This window comes from Leptospira meyeri, from assembly GCF_004368965.1.
GTDB lineage: Bacteria > Spirochaetota > Leptospiria > Leptospirales > Leptospiraceae > Leptospira_A > Leptospira_A meyeri.
On record NZ_SORO01000001.1, the window covers coordinates 976,048 to 995,223 of the forward strand.

9 protein-coding genes are annotated in these 19,176 nt (G+C 38.1%); 4 read left to right on the top strand and 5 right to left on the bottom strand.

Annotated features, from left to right (window positions below):
* The first annotated feature begins 67 nt into the window (after positions 1-67).
* From ispG to CLV96_RS04670, 3 genes are read left to right on the top strand one after another with little or no spacing between them, the layout of a single operon-like run.
* Positions 68-2,113, top strand: coding sequence for a (E)-4-hydroxy-3-methylbut-2-enyl-diphosphate synthase (gene ispG, locus CLV96_RS04660; RefSeq protein ID WP_040917603.1), 2,046 nt, complete (start codon positions 68-70; stop codon positions 2,111-2,113).
* 42 nt (positions 2,114-2,155) lie between these two features.
* Positions 2,156-3,841, top strand: coding sequence for a DUF2339 domain-containing protein (locus CLV96_RS04665; protein ID WP_004788651.1), 1,686 nt, complete (start codon positions 2,156-2,158; stop codon positions 3,839-3,841).
* Positions 3,838-5,073 carry a hypothetical protein gene (locus tag CLV96_RS04670; RefSeq protein ID WP_004788879.1) on the top strand — a complete coding sequence of 412 codons (1,236 nt, stop codon included), beginning with the start codon at positions 3,838-3,840 and terminating at the stop codon, positions 5,071-5,073. The genes CLV96_RS04665 and CLV96_RS04670 overlap by 4 nt, the downstream gene beginning before the upstream one ends.
* A 71-nt stretch (positions 5,074-5,144) precedes the next feature.
* On the opposite strand, the gene CLV96_RS04675 is transcribed toward CLV96_RS04670, so the two are convergent.
* Together CLV96_RS04675 and CLV96_RS04680 are read right to left on the bottom strand one after the other, a co-directional pair.
* Positions 5,145-6,233 carry an alkane 1-monooxygenase gene (locus CLV96_RS04675; protein ID WP_004788949.1) on the bottom strand — a complete coding sequence of 363 codons (1,089 nt, stop codon included), beginning with the start codon at positions 6,231-6,233 and terminating at the stop codon, positions 5,145-5,147.
* Between the two features lie 12 nt (positions 6,234-6,245).
* A complete protein-coding gene (locus CLV96_RS04680; protein WP_051012813.1) occupies positions 6,246-6,749 on the bottom strand; it encodes a TetR/AcrR family transcriptional regulator in 504 nt (167 codons plus the stop codon).
* A gap of 554 nt (positions 6,750-7,303) precedes the next feature.
* Between CLV96_RS04680 and CLV96_RS04685 the strand changes: the two genes are divergently transcribed.
* Positions 7,304-7,750: a DUF1499 domain-containing protein gene (locus tag CLV96_RS04685; RefSeq protein ID WP_004788674.1), complete on the top strand. Its 447-nt coding sequence runs from the start codon at positions 7,304-7,306 to the stop codon at positions 7,748-7,750.
* Between the two features lie 38 nt (positions 7,751-7,788).
* Here the strand turns inward: CLV96_RS04685 and carB are convergent, their stop codons facing one another.
* The 3 genes from carB to CLV96_RS04700 are packed head-to-tail and all read right to left on the bottom strand — an operon-like array spanning position 7,789 to position 19,032.
* Complete coding sequence (carB, locus tag CLV96_RS04690; protein ID WP_004788950.1) at positions 7,789-11,109, bottom strand: carbamoyl-phosphate synthase large subunit; 3,321 nt, start codon at positions 11,107-11,109, stop codon at positions 7,789-7,791.
* 22 nt (positions 11,110-11,131) lie between these two features.
* Positions 11,132-13,390 carry a sulfatase family protein gene (locus tag CLV96_RS04695; protein ID WP_004789128.1) on the bottom strand — a complete coding sequence of 753 codons (2,259 nt, stop codon included), beginning with the start codon at positions 13,388-13,390 and terminating at the stop codon, positions 11,132-11,134.
* A gap of 41 nt (positions 13,391-13,431) precedes the next feature.
* Positions 13,432-19,032, bottom strand: a complete 5,601-nt coding sequence (locus CLV96_RS04700; RefSeq protein ID WP_004788761.1) for an alpha-2-macroglobulin family protein — start codon at positions 19,030-19,032, stop codon at positions 13,432-13,434.
* Positions 19,033-19,176: the final 144 nt, after the last annotated feature.

A 19,176-nucleotide genomic window follows, 5' to 3' on the forward strand; every position in this document is an offset into this window, starting at 1 on the left:
TTTTTTTCATACTGCTTGCCCAAAATTTCGAATTTAATTTTCTAGATAATGAGAACATAAGATTCAAATGAGCACCAAATATAACGAATCGCCATTTTTTTATAAACGACGTCCCACCCGGGAAGTAATGGTGGGTGGTGTAGGAATTGGTGGGAAAAACCCAATCCGCATCCAATCCATGATTACATCTAACACAAGAGATACGGAAGCAAGTATCAAACAAATTTCTGATTTGGAAAAAGCTGGATCAGAAATTGTTCGCCTAACAGTACCTAGCCAAGCAGACGCAGACAATTTACCAAATATACGCAAGAGAATGAAAGAACTAGGACTAAAAGTTCCTTTGGTGGCAGACATTCATTTTACGCCCCAAGTTGCATTAAAATGTGTAGAATGGGTTGAAAAAGTAAGAATCAATCCAGGCAATTTTGCTGACAAAAAAAAATTTGAAATCATCGAATATACGGATAAAGATTACAACGAAGAGTTAGAAAGAATTGAAGAGGTGTTTACACCTTTAGTCCTTCGCGCCAAAGAGCTGGGTGTGGCTATGCGAATAGGAACTAACCACGGGAGTCTTTCTGATCGCATTATGAACCGGTTTGGAGATACTCCACTCGGAATGGTAGAATCTGCATTGGAATTTATCCGAATAGCAGAAAGAAACTCTTATCGAGACATCGTAGTTTCCATGAAAGCTTCAAATCCGCAAGTGATGATCCAAGCTTATCGTATGTTGGTTTCTCGATTTTACGATTTAGGAATGGACTACCCTCTTCATCTGGGTGTGACGGAAGCGGGTGATGGAAAGGATGGAAGGATCAAATCTTCGATCGGAATAGGAAGTTTATTGGAAGATGGACTTGGTGATACCATTCGTGTATCACTTACAGAAGATGCCATCCATGAAATCCCTGTGGCGAAAGAATTGGTAAGAAAATATAACGAATTTTTCTATCAATCTAAGAATCGTTCAGGATTCTCCGATTCAAAATCAGAATCACAATTCAAAGGAAACGAAAAAATTTATTCCGAATTTCGTGATCCATTCCAATATTCAAGATTCTATTCCAAAGAATTGACATTTGGGGAAACCAAAATTGGAGACAACTCACCTGTTCGTATTGAAACATGTTTTCCATTTTTTGGATCGGAATCAGCAGAAGAAGTTCTCCATCTAATCCAAAGAGGCTCTAAATCCGGTCGAATCCCTGAACTCATTCATTTTAAAATCAATTCAGAAATGGACCTAATCTCTCTTGGAACTAGCGTTAAACGAGGTTCTTTTCCACTCCCAGTTTCAGTGGAACTCTCCAAAGAATTAACTTATCAATATGATAGTTTAGCGGAAGATATCTATCGATTTCAAAAGTGGGTCATCAATCCTAGTTTGTTCTTTCAAGAATCAGAAGAGTCATGGGAAGATCTTTTGGATTTTGTCACTCGTTTTGCGAAAGATAAACGAAGTGTTGAGTGGAACATTGAATCACAAAACATTCATTTAACAGAAAAAATTGTAAAGGAATCTAAAAAACGAAAGATTGAAAATCTTCTCTTTTCTGTAAAAAATGGAGACCTCATAACGGTCAGAAAATTGTCTTACCAATTAAGGGAATCCGACTACCCCATCGTTCTTGTTCATCACTCTGAAGACAAGGATGAACTTTTATATGAATCTTCTATTCATGTCGGTGGAAGTTTGTTGGATGGAATTGGTGACGTCGTTCGTTTGTCTTACGGCGATGGAGAACCAGAAGAATCTCTTCATTTGAGTTTTGATATTTTACAAGCGACGAGACTTCGACTCACCAAAACGGAATACATTTCTTGCCCTTCTTGCGGGCGAACGATGTTCGATTTACAGTCCACAACGGCAATGATCAAACAAAAAACAGGACATTTGAAAGGTGTAAAAATTGCTGTGATGGGTTGCATTGTCAACGGTCCAGGAGAGATGGCCGATGCTGACTTTGGATATGTTGGTGCTGGAATCGGTAAGGTTCATCTCTACAAAGGGAAAGAAATTGTAAAAAAAGGAGTCTCCGAAACAGAAGCTGCAGACCTACTCATTGACCTCATTCGCGAAAACGGAATGTGGAATGATCCGGAATAAAAAGTAGTTCCCCTCTTTATACGTATATGAACCATTTCCACCGTGGAAGAAAAAGAAACCAAAGAGATCCTGACTAGGATTCAATCGATGGAGAGGGAACTTTCTTCTTTAAAAGAAAGAGTTATTTCCCTCTCTCAAACCCAAACTGTTAAAGAATCTCTCCGGACTACCCAGGAACCAGTTCCGACTCTAGTCCACCAAACGGATGTTCCATTAAACGAAGGTCCAAATTGGTTCATCCAATGGATTGGAGAAAACTTATTCGTAAAACTAGGGGTGTTTTCTTTACTTCTTGCATCCATCTGGTTTTTCTATTTAGCTATTGAAGAGTATTGGATCAATGAATCGGTGCGAATTTGGATTGGACTATTTTTGGCCATCCCAGTATTAATTTACGGATTCAAAGTTCGAAATTCAAGGCCCTATCTTTCCCCTAGCCTTATGGGTCTTGGAATTGCGGTTTTGTTTTCTGCATACTATTCTGGTTATTTGTGGTATGATTTGTATTCTACCGAAACTTGTTTTGTTGGTTTATTAATCCTCAGCTTAACAACAGTAGCAGTCGCTCATTCACAAAAAAGTGAAGTGTTATTTGGATTTGCTTCTTTTGGTGCATTTTTAGTACCCTTACTATTGTCCACAGGACAAAACTCCTATCCGTTTTTATTCACTTATTTACTCCTCTGGAATGTTTTATTCTTTTGGGTAAGAAAAGATACAAATTGGAAAGTAATTCCACTTCTTCTACTTGGCGCAAATCACCTAATCTTTGTTGGCTGGGCAAATGAAAATCTAGTAGATGCTAAGCCGTTTTTTCCGATTGTTTTCCAGCTGGGTGTTTTCCTTTTATTTCTTTTACGAGAATTTCAGACTTTAGAAACAACCAAATCAAAGGAACCCATTCTCACAATCACAGCAATTGGATTAACGTTGGGACTTGGATTTGTTCAGTCTTTTTGGGTATTTTCCGTTTTTTATCCAACGGCAAAACCATTTTTGCTCACGTTATTACTCATTCTATTTTACGGGCTCTATGAGCGATCCATCAGAAAAACCGTTTTAAGTTTAGATAAGAAAAAATTGTATGATGTCATTGGATTATTTGGTCTTCCATTCATTGTAAGCCTAATCGTAATAGGAACCTCAGGAAAACTTTTAGCATTTAGTCTCATCAGTTTTGCTTTTCTTGTGACAATTGCATCAACCTATTCAAAACAACTTTATATGTATTGGGCTGCCTTTCCAGTTTGGTTTTTTGCTTTGTTCTATATTTTTGCTTTCACCTATCGTTCACAAAACGAAATCCCCTTCTTAAATGGCCGATTTTTAGTATTTGCGACAGGTTCAGTTTATTTAGTTCTTTCTTATCTCTATAGCAGAAAGTTCTCCGACTTTTCCAAACTCTTATTATACGCCGCCTATCCTTATTGGTTACTTGGCACATTTGTTGAAATATATCTTGGATTTCCAGAAGAGAAAAAATTATTCCTCTACACACTCAGTTTGATCGTGTATGGGTTGATTGCTTTATCATCAGGATTCCTAAAAAAAATCCAATCTCTCAAATATGTTGGATTTGGCTCTTTATCATTAGTCATCATAAAATTTTATTTATATGATTTTTGGAATTTAAGCTTAGGTTACCGCATTCTTGCAGGATTATTCTTAGGTTTAACTCTAATTGCAACAGGAACTTTATACAATCACTTCAAAAAGGAAACAAAATGAAACTTCAATACTTAATTTCCATTCTATTCGTTATTTCAACTACAACACAGGTTATGAGTAGGCCTCTTGCCGTACAAAACTTCAAATATAAAAAAGATGTAAAAATTTCGGGTAACCTTTCCCCAAACGGCATTGTAAAACTAATGTTAGATGAAGATATTTACAAACATTCTTTTTACGGAGATTTAAGAATCACTTACAACGGAGATATTATTCCATACCGTATCCAAAATGCTGAAGAAATCGCAAAAAACACGGAAAAAGTAAAACCTGAACTCCTATTTTCCAAAAAAGATGAAATGGAAATCTATGTATTGGAACTTCCAAAACTACCAGAGGGAATGAATTACACAAAACTATCAGTTTCCAGTGCATATGATTACGAAACCTCCATTACTTTAAAGTTAGGTGATAATCCCGACCAATTTTTGGACTCAAAAACTGTTTTTCTTTATAAATATGGAAACAAGTCTTCAGGTGAAATTGATTTAAGTGGAACAAAACATCGTTTTTTAAGACTCGAAGCGGAACCAGGTTCCGATTTAAAATTTCCAAATGCAACCCGGGCAAAACAAAACAAAAACTTATACTGGGAAAAATCACACTCGGTCACAAGCCCGGTGCTCGCAGAAAATCATTGTAAGTTTTTATTTCCAAACGAATCTCAATCTGCATTCCAAATTTTAAAATTAGAATTTGAAGAAACCAATTGGGAACGCAGAATCACAGTTCGCGGCAAAATAAACAAAAAAGAATGGGATACTGTATTTGAAGGAACAGTGAGCCATAACAAAGAAGAAGGAGTTTTTACTGAAATTCCACTATCCAGAACCATTAATTCTGAATTCGAAATTGAAGTTTATGATGGAGAAAATGAAACTCTCCACCTAACAAATGCGGTTACTGTACAGCCATTAGAAGAAATTTATTTTTTTGCCAACCAAGAAGGGACAAAAGAAGGTTATTCACTCTACTATGGAAACCCTTACCAATGGCCGGCGGAATTTGATCCCTATTCTTATCCATCAGAAGATGAAATGAATAACAACGAACCAAAATTAGCAAATCTTCTCAGTGAATCAGAAAACCCGGATTTTGGATTTAGCATTTTATACCCTCCCCTTTCCGGATACATTGCATCTGGATTCTTTTACATAGGAGTTGCTACTTTGTTGTACTTGTTATTTTTGATTTTAAAATCAAAAAGGTCAATTTTATTGGAAACTGAATGAAACCAAAACGGGCCTGCAAAGTTTTCCTTTGCGGGTCCATTTTCCACGAAAAGTCAAAAGCCAACCAATTTTTAATGTTTCAATCGATTCTTTAATTCCCAAGATTCCAAAATAGGATTCATCATTTGAAACCAAAGTGGAGGAATCAAAGCAACAAGAATCATTAACTCATACCCAAATGGCAATTGAGGAGCCTCTTCAAAATGGCGAAGGACTTGGTATCTTCTACCAGCATTTGCATGATGGTCCGAATGTCTTTGTAAATGAAATAAAAATGCATTGGAGACAAAATAATTTTGATTCCATGAATGAATTGGCAGCACTTTTTCAAATTTACCAGGACCTAATTCTTTTCGATTTAAACCATAATGTTCAATGTAATTAGTTAGTTCCAAAAGTGAAAATGCAATCAATGATTGTAGTAGTAAAAATCCAAGAATATCCCAACGAATTACGTTAAGAGAATATAAAGAACCAAATCCGATCATCGAAGTGAGAAATAGAACTGTAATCACAAAATACCAAATCATCTCATTTCGATAATGAAAGGAGACAAGACCCAACTTTTTTAAACGTTTTGATTCTAATTCCCAAGCTGATTGATAAGCACCTATTACCGTCTGAGGATAAAACCGATAGAAAGATTGATTCTTTTTTGAGGATGCTGGATCATTTGGAGTCGAAACATTCGTATGGTGGCCGCGGTTGTGTTCAATATAAAAGTGCATATAACAAACAGTCATATAAATCACCTTTGCCAGAAATTGTTCATAACGAGTATTTTTATGACCTAGTTCATGCCCAACGGTGATTCCAATTCCTCCCGTCACAATCCCAACTGAAATTGCAAATAAAAAAAACTCAACTGCAGTATGTGGATACACTGCGATTCTATATACCGACCAAACCACAAAAGCTAGTTGAACGTAAGCCCAACTTTGAGTTAAATATCGAAAATAAGAATCATTTTGTAATTTAAGAAAATTTGTTTCTTCAGGATTAGAAAGATCTTTTCCCCAAATAAAATCTAACAATGGTAAAATGACAAATACAGTGACTGGAACGATCAAATAAGAAACACCACCCACTTCTTCTGCAAGAACAACTAAAATTGGCAAAATATAACAAAGTAAAAAACTAAGTCTTTTAGTGAGTGTCATAAATCTATCTCCTTATTCTTTGCTTTGAAACAATACCATGAGGTTCCCCAAACCTTCAAAAAGTTCCGGCCAGTTAGTTTCTTCTGTTGCGTTATTTTTTAAAAATAACGCTCCCAAAAAAAACGACAGAAATGCCTTTCCACTATTTGTTTGTGCATCGGTTGGAAAGAATCGATCCAAAGCCGTTCGATACGAAGTAAATGAATCTTCCACTAGTTGCATAAGTTCACTCGATTCACTTAAGTGACGCTTAACATCTACTGCGAGTAACATTAGGTTAGTAAAATGCACTTCGCGTTTAGCAACAAAAGCCATAATGTCGGCAAGACCTGTGTGACTTTCTGAAAGTTCAGTAATCTCTTTTTCATCTATCGCAACGAGTTGTTTTACCATGGACTCAAAGAGAATCTCTTTCGTTGGGAAGTAATGGTAAAGAGTTCCAGTGGAAACTCCTAGTTCCTTTGATAATTCACGCATCGAAACAGAGGAGACCCCTTTTGTGACAAAAATGGGCATACACTTAGTCAAAAGTTCAACTCGGTAAAGATCGTGATCGACTATCTTAGGCATAAAAGTGAGATCCTTTTATATCGAACGATTGTTCTATATAAATACTTTTACCATACTTTGTCCATCTTTTTTTCTCAATTCCTTCGGATTTCCACAGTTTGCGAATGTATTTCATTTAGTTTCGGTCCTTCCAAGAGCCAAACGACAACAAAGTCAGATTTTAGGCGGAATACTAACAAGTAAGAAGCAGTAAAAAGAAAGTTCAAGCGAGAAACCGAAGCCAAAATACAATGCAAGAGGTATTCTGGATCTAACCGTGCAGATGAGAGCCAAAACTTGGCCAACAGGAATGGGCGGTATTTTGCTAGAATTCCCTGGGACATGGGGATCCCAATAGTTAATTGGCTAAATTTCGAAACTGACTTTCGACTGAAATCGGCGTTCTTTTGTGAGTGATTGGAAAAAGTAACTAACTTACCTTTTGCACCCACTTGCTTTTTTACCCAGCTAGAGAAAAGAACAGTCCAATACAAAGAAACTCGCTGTAGGAACCGAAGCAAATGAAACAAATTACCAGATTCATCCTCTACCCCCTTTTTTTTCTTTTTGTTGGATGCACAGGAACAAGACCGAATCATTTGGGAATCAAAACTGACAAACTAACCAATTGTCCAGCGACACCCAATTGTATCACTAGTTTTGCCGATCCTACGGACACAGTACACTATAGAAGCCCAATCACTTACAAAAAACCTTTAGTAGAAGCTTATAAAATTCTAAAAGATCGTATCGAACAATCTCCAAGGACCAAAATCATCCAAGAAAATTCAAATTACATTTATACTGAATTTACATCTCTTATCATGCGATATGTGGACGATGTGGAATTCTATTTTGACGATAAAAATAAACTCCTTCACTTTCGGTCAGCATCCAGATTAGGGAAATCAGATTTAGGTGTGAACCGAAAACGAATAGAGTTATTGCTAAAGGATTTGGATATCTAACAAAAACATTCGTTAGAAAATCCAAATCCATATTAGTTTTAATTATTTTTGTGTTTTGCGTGAATTTCTTGAAGGGAATTCACAGAGAAACCTTTATCTTTCATTTCCACCAAACCATGAATTAACGCTTTTGCTGCTTGTGCTGTTGTCAAACATGGAACTTTGTATTTAATCGCTGCTTGTCGAATCGTAAAAGCATTTTCACGTGTAACTCTTGATAAAGGAGTATTAATGATCAGATGAATTTTCTTTTCTTTAATATAATCAATCACATTCGGAAAATAACCATCATAGATTTTGTTTATTTTGCTAGAAAGAATTCCATTATCAGAAAGAAACTTATGTGTTCCTTCCGTTGCGATGATATTATATCCTAAGTTAGATAAAGATCGAACTGATTCTAACAACTCTTTCTTAGTTTTATCATTGATGGTCACAAAAACAGTTCCATGTTTAGGAGGTTCCTCACCCGCCATAATCTGGGCTTTCACAAAGGCTTCGCCTTTGGTAGTAGCAACCCCCATTACTTCCCCAGTCGATCTCATCTCAGGACCTAAGATAGTATCAACGCCAGGAAATTTACTAAATGGCAAGACTGCCTCTTTAACAGTAATCATCGGTGCAGAAAATCGTTTTCCCAACTTAAACGACGCCAATGACTCACCTAACATTAATCGAACGGCAATTTTTACAATAGGGATACCAATTGATTTCGCAACAAAAGGAACTGTTCGTGATGCACGAGGATTTACTTCGAGAACATAAAGAGTTTCTTCTTTAATTGCATATTGAACATTGATTAAACCTTTTACATTTAACTCCAAAGCCAAACGATAAGTTGCTTCTTCAATTTCCTGTAACATACGTTGAGAAATGGACTGCGGAGGTAACACACAAGCAGAATCACCCGAGTGGATTCCTGCTTCTTCAATATGTTCCATTATCCCAGCAATGAATACATCTTTACCATCACAAAGGGCATCGACATCCACTTCAATTGCATCCTGTAAAAAGGAATCTACAAGAAGCGGTCTATCTTCCGATACCTCTTCGGCTTCTTCCATATATTTATCTAGTTCCAATTCTTCGTTAACAATCAGCATGGCCCTTCCACCCAAAACATACGATGGTCTAACAAGAACCGGATAACCAATTTTTCTTGCAATCTCTCTTGCTTTCTCTTTAGATGCTGCAATTCCGTTGTCAGGAGATTTTAGATTTAATTTTTCTAAAACTTCAGCAAACCGTTTACGATCTTCTGCCCTATCAATGGAATCAGGACTTGTTCCCATAATGGGAACTCCTCTTTTCTCAAGTGATTTTGCCAATTTGAGAGGTGTTTGACCACCTAACTGAACAATCACTCCATCCGGTTTTTCTTTTTTGAAAATCGCCATTACATCTTCAAGACTCAATGGTTCAAAATACAACCTGTCGGAAGTATCATAATCAGTGGAAACTGTTTCTGGGTTGGAGTTTACCATTATCGACTCTACACCAGCCTCTTGCAATGAGAAGGAAGCATGGCAACAACAATAATCAAACTCAATTCCTTGACCGATTCTGTTTGGGCCACCACCAAGGATCATCACTTTCTTTTTGGAAGTGACATCAGCTTCATCCTCTTCGTCATAAGAAGAATACATATAAGGTGTGAATGCTTCGAATTCACCAGCACAGGTATCGATCCTCTTATACACTGGCTGGATATTTTTCTCTTCTAAATATTTTTCAATGGCCTCTTCTTCTTCTCGAAGGGTTTTTTCTACTTTTGCCTTTGTGATTTCAATCGCGGCACCGCTTCGAACTTGCGCAAGTATTTGTTCCTCTTTAGAAAGAAAAGCAAGTTGGCGGTTAGAGAAACCAGATTTCTTCATTTCTTCAATGATGACTTTTCCTTCTTTGCGGAATTTATTTTCTAACTGGTATAACTCTTCAAATTGATAAAGAAACCATGGATCAATTTTACAAATATCAAAAATTTCTTCGACACTCATCCCAAAATCAAATGCCATTTTCACATAGAAAATACGTTTGTCGGTCGGTCTTTTTACCTTTGCTGTTAACCAAGTTTTTCTTTCTTCTTTCGGAACAGACTCCCATTCCAAAAGTTCTTTTAAATAACCATCACTTCCAAAACCAAAACGATCAGTCTCGAGTGACCTGAGTGCTTTTTGAAAACTTTCTTTGAAATTACGGCCGATGGCCATCGCCTCTCCAACTGCTTTCATCTGAACACCTAACGTTGGATCTGAACCAGGGAATTTTTCGAATGCAAACCTAGGAATTTTTGTAACAACATAATCAATCGATGGCTCAAAACTAGCCGGTGTTACACGAGTAATATCATTTCGAATTTCATCTAAGGTAAAACCGATGGAAAGAAGTGCTGCTATTTTTGCGATAGGAAATCCTGTAGCCTTCGATGCCAAAGCAGAAGATCGTGAAACTCGTGGGTTCATCTCAATCACGATGACATCCCCGTTTTCTGGATTTACGGCAAACTGGATATTGGAACCACCTGTTTCTACTCCAATTTCTCGAATGATATCAATTGACATGTCACGGAGTTTTTGGTATTCCCGGTCACTCAATGTTTGTTGAGGGGCAACCGTAATAGAGTCACCAGTATGAACACCCATTGGATCCAAATTTTCAATTGAACAAATAATGACCACATTGTCTGCGAGATCTCGCATGACTTCTAACTCAAATTCTTTCCATCCCATTACAGACTCTTCAACTAACACTTGCGAGATGGGAGACGCAGAAAGTCCCTTTTGTGTTATCTCATCAAACTCGGCTTCATCATAACAAGTACCTCCACCAGTTCCACCAAGTGTAAATGCTGGTCGAATGATGATTGGAAAGCCAATCACATCTTTTGCTTTCCTTGCGGCTTCCATGTCGGAAACCATAAAAGATTTCGCTACACGAATTCCCAGTTTTTCCATTGCGAGTTTAAATAGTTCTCTATCTTCTGCTTTTCGAATGGCATCAACCTTTGCACCAATAAGTTCTACATTGTATTTTTCTAATACTCCTTCACGATGAAGAGCTAATGCCAAATTGAGAGCAGTCTGTCCACCTACGGTTGGTAAAATGGCGTCTGGTTTCTCCTTTTTGATGATTTTTTCCAATACAGGAACCGTGAGTGGTTCAATGTATGTTGCATCGGCGAGATCAGGATCCGTCATAATTGTGGCAGGATTAGAATTTACGAGGATCACTCGTATCCCTTTTTCCCTAAGTGCTTTCGTTGCTTGTGTTCCAGAGTAGTCAAATTCACATGCCTGCCCGATGACGATAGGTCCGGATCCGATGATCAAAATTGATTTTAAGTCGTTACGTTGCGGCATAGTTTCCTCTTTTTTTTCCTATTTAATTTTCATTGATATCAGATAAAGAACTTGGTATTAAATACTCTCCTGCGAGAGATGCATCTTCCCACTTTACCACCATTTGGTACAACATGTCTTTCATTTTTACAGCCATCGGGTGATTAGGATAAAGATTCTTGGTATTATAAGGATCTTTTTTTCGATCATAGAATTCAAAAAGCACACCTTGGCGTGTGGGAATATAAATAAGTTTGTAATCAGAATTTTGTATAGATCTGTGTTTTGAAAACGCAATAGTTTCTCTATACATTGGATCAGTGATCATAATTTGATAATCTTCTTCTGGGATCACTTGGTGCAAGGAAAGGATATTCGGATATGGGATTCGTTGTTTCTGAAAGAAATGGTCCCCTGTATCGGAAAACCAAATTCCTGTTTCCGCATAAACCATTCGATCCTCTCCCCAATTGGATTTTCCAAGGATTGGCAACAAGGATTTTCCAGGAAACTCTTGTTTGGTGGAGATTCTAAAATAATCCATTATAGTTGGATAGATATCAACACTCGAGGTAATTCCGAAAAATTGATGGCCAGACTTTTCCTGACTTGTTGATTTAGGAAATTTTATGATTAGAGGAATATGAGTCACTGCTTCCCCACGTAAATGTTCCCCATGTCCTTGTCCATGTACATCTTCATACAATGCTTCTCCGTGGTCTGCAGTCAGTATGATGATTGATTCATCATAGATTCCTTTTTCTTTTAATTCGGAAATGATATCACCAAACTCTGAATCAAAAGCAAAAACGGCACTATCGAATAATCCACGAATCTGCTTTGTTTCTTCTTCATTCGGAGTGGCAGAGTTAGTTGGATCTACAAATTTTAAGTATTTATACTTACCATAATAGTTTGGATCGGTAAAAGTTTTATAATAAGGATAAGCCGGAGTATAAGGAAAATGAATCACACTTGAAAAGTAAGTTACTGAAAATGTTTGATCTCCTTCTCGATTTAATATCGATCGGAATCGATCCAAAATACGACTCCCATCTCCCCATGTGGACAACCCGTCCATTTCTTCCAAATACATCCCACCAGCAAACCAAGATCCAGTGAGAAAAGGCATAAGAAATAATTGGGATTCGGCAGTTCGTTGTACTGTCATAATGCGAGCATTGAAGTTCGGAGCAAGTACCTCATCAAACCCAAAGTTGGCTCGAGGAAAAATATCAGCAGCAAAACTTCCTATCGCATAACTTCGATAGCCGATCTCTCTTAACTTTTGTTGAATTGTAGAAAAAGTGGGAGATCCAATCCTTTGTTTTTCCTCTGGAGAGGGAAACATATCACGAACTTTATGGCTCATCGCATATTGTCCGGTTAATAAATCCGCCCAACTTGGAAAGGTACGGGGAATCGTGGTATGATGGTCATGAAAGACAAAACCTTCATTAGCAAATGAATCGATGTTTGGTGTAATGCTTTTCCCTGCGAGTTTAAGCCCAATTTTGTCATAACGAAGGGAGTCTGCCGCAATAATAAAAACGGGTGGTTTCCCTTTTGCTTCTAAGCGAGTTAATCCTTCAATTCTCGTCCAAATGTTTGGAACCAAATAAAGAAAAAGGAAGAATAGGAAAAGGAATCCATAAGATTTAATGTGAATCCTTTGGTAATGTTTGCCTTGCCAAAAAAGAATCACAAAATAAAGAATTCCTACCATATAATAACCAGATGTATGTATGAGTCCCAAAACTAATACATGCAATATGGCAAAAAAACTTTCTTTGTTTTTATGAAGGTAAATCTGTCGCAAGAGAACAAAAACAAATCCTAAAATAAGTATTCCCAATACAAAACTAAAGTAAGTAGGACTTGTGTGATCCGTGAGAAAATATAGAAACGGAGCAAAGGAAGGATACCTGAAGAAAAAGAACTCACCATATATTTGTGGAAAACTTACCATAGAATGGAACAAGGCAAAACTTTCAATGAAGACTACCCAAGCGGATAATACATACCAAGAGACATCGGAACGTTTTAGAAAATGGTAAGTTAGATAAACAAGAGAAAAAAGTGTTAGATGTAAAAAGAATGAAACTGAAAAAACTTTGAACGTGGTAGAAAGATATACCCCAAAAAAAGCACCTAAATACTGTTTAAGGAAGTCTCCAACGTCCACTCCCATAATGGTAAAACTAGTATTAAAGATTAGAAAAAATAGATAAAAAAAAACGGTAAACCAAAAGGCAATTTTTAAGATTCGGATGGGGAAAAGAGGGGCTTGGTTCGGACCCATTAGAGTCATAATTCCAAGTCCTCTTTATCCGTAAACTTTTCCTAGTCCAGATTTTCCGAAATCCTCACAGTTTCATTCGGCCACTCCGCATGAGTCTCCGGCGAATACATTGCCTCCACCCGAGTGGCAGGCATTTGAAAAGTCCCCGCATGGTTCAATCGGAAGCTATGCTCTAGGGTATGCGTTCCTTTGGGCAAATATTCAAAATACGCTCTGTACTGAGAAAGGGTCTTCTCTTCAAAACTCAAATAATAAGAGGAATCCCCCGGTTTTCCATCTTGGTCGATGATCGACTCACGACCGAACCCACGACCCAGAGGTAAGGATCCTGGTGGGATCGGATCTTCCACCACCACCCAGGTTTTATCAGAATCGGCTTGGATTTCGATTTTGACCCGAATTGTATCTCCTTTTGATAGAACTCCTGGTTTTGCCACTTGCAAAGGTTCCCATGTTCGTTTCAAACGATAACCACTAGAGATGGGGGCTTTCAAAGGTAAGATGGATTTTACAGACCATTCTACCCATGGTTTTCCTTTTCCATCGTAACTGACAGATACAGATTCAGGATTTGTTCCAATGCCCTGGGAAACCGTTTGTTTTCCGTTAGGTTCTAAGCTAAATGACTCTTTTGCCGATTGGATGGTTAACTTTCCACCCGACACTTTTTCTGATTCCAATAGTTTGCTCACACGATCAAAAACCAAAATGGAATATGCATTCCCAAGCGTTGTATCGTAACTCCCTCGTTTTTGCATTTTAACAAAGGCTTTGATAAGACGTGGCATATCTTTTTTATAACTTGGTTCTGAGAATGACCATAATAAAAGTTTAGCCATTGTATAATCACGGCTTCCCAAAATCCACCAAGGATTGGTGAAACCAGAATCTGCAACGATTAGTTCCGATCCTTGGATATTAAGTCGTGATCGTAATGTACTTGTCAGACGAGATTTAACAGAGCTATCGCCTCCATTTACTCTTCCCCAAATCTCTGATAGATCAATGAGAGAGGCAGTTGGTAAAAATTCAATTCCTTCAAAGATTGGTCTTACTTGTTCCCATTCATAAGTTTGGTATCTGGTCAATGCTTCCCAAACAATGATCTTTCGCACAATGGAATCAGCCCCAAATTTGTATCTCTCACCTTTCACACGCCCTTCTAAATACCCTTGTAAACCAGTAATCATCCTAGCCAAAGTTTCTTCTGGAATTTTTTTGTTTGCCAATTGCGCTGATGTTAATACATAGGCCGTCAAAATTTCACTTCCATATTCCATACGAGCAAAGTATTTCACGAGTCCATCGTAATCTAAAAAGGAATTCAAATCAGAGAATACATCATTCCACATAGATTCGGATTTGAGGCCAATGGCTTTTGAAACACGCTGTTCCATACAATAGTAAGGATAGTTTTGAAAATAAGTTTGGATCCCAGAAAGACTAGTCAAAATTGTTGGCGAAGCCTTCCAGACCATTTTACCAGAGTTTGGTTGTGATCCTTCTGGAACTTGGACAGATTCCTTGATTGGTGTTTCATACAAAAAAAGACCGGCTTGGTAAACCCTTTCTTTGTCCACTGGTAGAACGGCTTGTTCCACAGATAATTGGTCAAGGACTGTTCCATTAGGTGAAGAAACTTCCAGATGGAACTTACGTTTGGTGGTATTTTCTGGAACAGTTAAATCCCAAAATATACCTTTGGTCTCTCCTGAACCCAAGATCGCAGATTTGGTTTCCAAATCTTCTTTTGATTCCACTCCATTTTTTAAATCTGTAACGGACAAACGCAATCGAAGTTGTTCCTTACTTTCCCCCGCATTACGAAGAGTCACTTCATGACGGAGAGAGTCACCTAACCGAACAACAGGTGGTATTCCGGAAAAAGATTGGATTTTTTGTGTGGTTTGGATTTTGGCCATTCCTGTTCCGAACTCTTTTACCCCCGATGACGCAACGGCGACAATTCGAAAACTAGTGAGGGAATCATTTAATGGAAAACTAAATTTTAGTTTTCCATCCTTACCCACAATGGCCTTTCCCTTCCAATATACTAAAGTTTCAAAAAGAGAACGAGTGGATTGTTTTCCACCACCTCCTCCTTCTGGTTTTGCTTTGAGTCCAAAATGACGTTTTCCTATGATCTGAGACTGTGCCGTAGAAGTTCCCACTGAATGAGGCCTAGTCCCCATCATCACATCCAATAAATTCCAAGTAGGATTTGGTGAAAGTTCAAGGAGTGCTTCATCCACCACCGCAAGTGTAACCTCAGTGGATTCGGTCGGAACTTTTCCTTCCGCCGTTTTGATTTCTAATTCTACGTTAGCCGTTTCTCTGACTTGGTATAGTTTTTTCTCTGGATTTACCGATACGGACAAAGTGTACGGTTTTGATCCCACCTTTACCATGGTTAGACCCAAACGGTAACCTGGCTTTGCTAAATCCACAAGCCCTGTCGGTTTGGGATCGCCCACCCTCCCCCTAACAAGTAATACAGAGACAAAAATATTTGGAGCATATTCTTTTTTGACCGGAATCGAAACTACAGGATCTTTCCCAGAAACTTGCGTCACAAAATAATCAAGAACCCCTTCTCTTTCTAAACTCACAAGGGCAGTTGCTTCTCGGAAGGGAGAACGAATTTGGACTTTAAGAGTTTCACCAGAATCAACCGAACGTTTTTCAGGCAAAATGTCCATACGATTGTGATCGCTGACATCGAACCAAGCTTCTTGTTTTGAACTCACCCAAACACTATATCCAGAATTGGTAATATTTCCGTTTGTATCTTTGGTTTCTGCAAGAAATACAATATCACCCACAGAAGGAGATTTTCCTTCACAGATGAGAATTCCCTTAGAATCGGTTTTTCCTTCACAGAACTCTCCAAGTTTGGTTACTTCCTCATAATGTTCGTAAGCATAAAATCCACCAACAAGACGTTTGCGATTGGAATAAAATTCTCTTTTGTAAGCAGTGACTTTTATTTTTTGTGAAGGAATAATTTTATCTTTTGAATCCAATGCAACTAACTGTAGCTTAATGTGATCTTCTGTAAATAACCAACCATCTGGCAAAATTCCAAGATGCACTTCCGAAGGAGAGACAGGGAAACTTCTGGATACGGTTTGGATTTCTCCCGACGGATCCGCATATTCCATTTCTACTTGGAATTTTCCATAACCAGGAATTGGTTTTAAACCGCTAAAGGTATACTGTAAAAATCCTTTTTCATCTGTTTTTAACGCAGTGGATAAAACAGCTGGTTTTGTTTCTTCTACCTCTTCTTCTTCATAACCACTTACTTTCCATTTTCCTTCTTTCAAAGTTTCGGGTGAAAAAGAAAATGCAGAGTATTCTTCTTTGGGAGAATAAAAACTTGGAACCAATTGCGAACGTATTTTCACAGGGAAGTTAGATGCTCCACCTCCTGAAAGATATTCTAATCCAAATAAAACTTTAGACTCCTTTGGAGATATTAACTCCTGTTTGTCGCCAGAAAGTTGTATATTCCCTTTGACCACAGGGAGACGGAACTCCTCCACTCGAAACTGAGCAATTGTTTCCCCATAACTCGAATCCTCATTAGAATAAGGATAATAAATAATGTACATTCCATGTTTTGCTGTTTTGGGAATTTTGAATTCTGATTCTGCTTGCCCAGGAAAAGACCAAACTAGTGGCAAGGGATAAGACTCACCTGAACCTTCATGTTTGATGATAACCTGTTCCGGGTTGTCTTTAGGATCTGCTGCGGTGAGTCCCTTATTTCCAAATCCACGACGAACATGCTTTAGGTGAACCGTTTCCCCCTTTTTAAATAAGGTCCGATCAAGGACAATGGATTTAATTTCCTTGGAATGACCCGTTGTGACACTAGGTAACTGGTACCGCCAACTTTCAATCCCCTTATCCCAAGTGCTTGAGGTAAAACTGATATCATCATTTTTTTGAACAAAGATGGTCAAACCTGAACCTAACTCATGATAGCCACAATAAGGAACCTCTTGGAAATTTAAATTTCCAAAGAGCATGGTTCCGTCTTTGCCTGTGATTCCTGCTCCTCGGAGGTTTCCCTTACAATCTAGGATTTTAATTTGTACACCGGCTTCCGGTAGACCCTGATCCAAATTTGTCACCCAAACAAGACTAGTATCCTTTCCCCATTTAAAATGTGCCGAAAGGTTTGTCACAAGAGTTGCACTCGAGACATACATCTTTCCCTTTTTTTCAAGAAGATTATTCCCGAGAACATCACTGGCTAGTTCGACCACATAAAAACCAGGAGTTTCCAATGGAATGCCCACGACTTCCATCGGTTTTTTTCCATTGGGTTTCGGAAGTGTGAAAGAGGAGATACCAGCATTTGTCGGTGGATTTTGGAAAACAGATTGTTCTCTTTCTCTAGTTGATAATACTTGAAACCATTTTTGGATTTCTAAAATATCCATTGTTTTTTGGGTTTTTCCACCAACACCAAGAGAGATTGATTTCAAAGGTAAATTTGCTTCTAAATTTCTGAGAGTGACAGGTAACGCAGGTTTGGCTTTTGATTCTAAAATTCCAAACTTGGCACTAAACTTTGCAAGAGGTGGGAACTCATCTGTTTTAAACTTCAAAGGAAACGATGCTTGGTTTGATAAACTTCTGTTTGCATCATCCTCAAGCTCGGGCAAACGAATTTCAAATTCGGTATTCTCTGGAAAAGGTCCAGGAAAACTTACCCATTCATAAAACTCATTTCCTTTCTCCCCAAATGGAGACATTGGAAATTCTTTGCCATCTTTTGAAACAAGTTTAATTTTTTGTAAACTAGATCTAGATACCGCCGAACTAAAAGAAAGCGAGACAGGAAGAATGGGAATACAATCTGCTTTAGCATTGACTCTCTCACAACTAAACCGAACAGAAAATACAGGCCTTACCGTAAAAGAGAGAACTTCTTCTTCACGGATTTCACCACCCCATACAGACTTGGTTCCCTTACCGAGCACTAATTGGATTTGTTTATCCGGTAAAAATGTTTGTTTCGATTTTAAAAGAACTGTTTCTTCTTTGTCTGGATCTCCAGTGGATTTTAAAATTGATTTTCTCTCTGAACCAGTGATGAGAACGATCGGAATTCGATTTCCTAATTCCTCTGATCGAAAGTATACATATTTTTGAAAAGAACTCATATCCGGTTTTGCATCCAAATGCAAAACAAAAATTTGATCTTCTGTGATAGAAGATCCTTGGTAAGGCGAAGAGTATTGAACGGAAGGTCCTCCCGTATGGAAAGAAAATTTGCGTTCCCCTTGGACCGTTTCTCCATTTAAAGTTTTTGTTCCGTCCTTTAGTTGGAAGGAACATTCCACTCCGCCAGGAAGTTCTTTTTCATATTCATAAACCCAGGTAGTGGAATCCAAAAATCGGCCAGTCCCTGGTAATGGACAGTTGATTTGGAAGATGTCAACCTTGGGTCGGATGTCACCGAGTGCGACCATGGGTTTAGTAAAGCGAACCGTCACCTGTTTGGGCTGTTTGACAAACCCGCTCGGAGTGAAAAGTTCTATTGAAGCTGGTTGGCTTTGGCTGAAATCAGCCTGAACCAAACCTATGAATAGGAGAAAAAGGACAGGGTAACGAAACCGAAAGAACATGGAGAGAATTTAGGAAAATGAACCGGTTTGGAAAGAAAAAAAAGAAAATCAGGGATACTAACCCCTCCCTGCGGGTATCATAAGGAGAAACATCTATGAACAAATTTTAGACCCGAAAGGAGTAAAAAAGGTTCGGTTTTTAAA

Bases quoted from the DNA above. Each gene is read 5' to 3' on its own strand.
- ispG (WP_040917603.1), top strand. From the start codon at position 68: ATGAGCACCAAATATAACGAATCGCCATTTTTTTATAAACGACGTCCC.
- CLV96_RS04670 (WP_004788879.1), top strand. From the start codon at position 3,838: ATGAAACTTCAATACTTAATTTCCATTCTATTCGTTATTTCAACTACA.
- CLV96_RS04675 (WP_004788949.1), bottom strand. From the start codon at position 6,233: ATGACACTCACTAAAAGACTTAGTTTTTTACTTTGTTATATTTTGCCA.
- CLV96_RS04680 (WP_051012813.1), bottom strand. From the start codon at position 6,749: ATGCCCATTTTTGTCACAAAAGGGGTCTCCTCTGTTTCGATGCGTGAA.
- CLV96_RS04685 (WP_004788674.1), top strand. From the start codon at position 7,304: ATGAAACAAATTACCAGATTCATCCTCTACCCCCTTTTTTTTCTTTTT.
- carB (WP_004788950.1), bottom strand. From the start codon at position 11,109: ATGCCGCAACGTAACGACTTAAAATCAATTTTGATCATCGGATCCGGA.
- CLV96_RS04695 (WP_004789128.1), bottom strand. From the start codon at position 13,390: ATGGGTCCGAACCAAGCCCCTCTTTTCCCCATCCGAATCTTAAAAATT.
- CLV96_RS04700 (WP_004788761.1), bottom strand. From the start codon at position 19,032: ATGTTCTTTCGGTTTCGTTACCCTGTCCTTTTTCTCCTATTCATAGGT.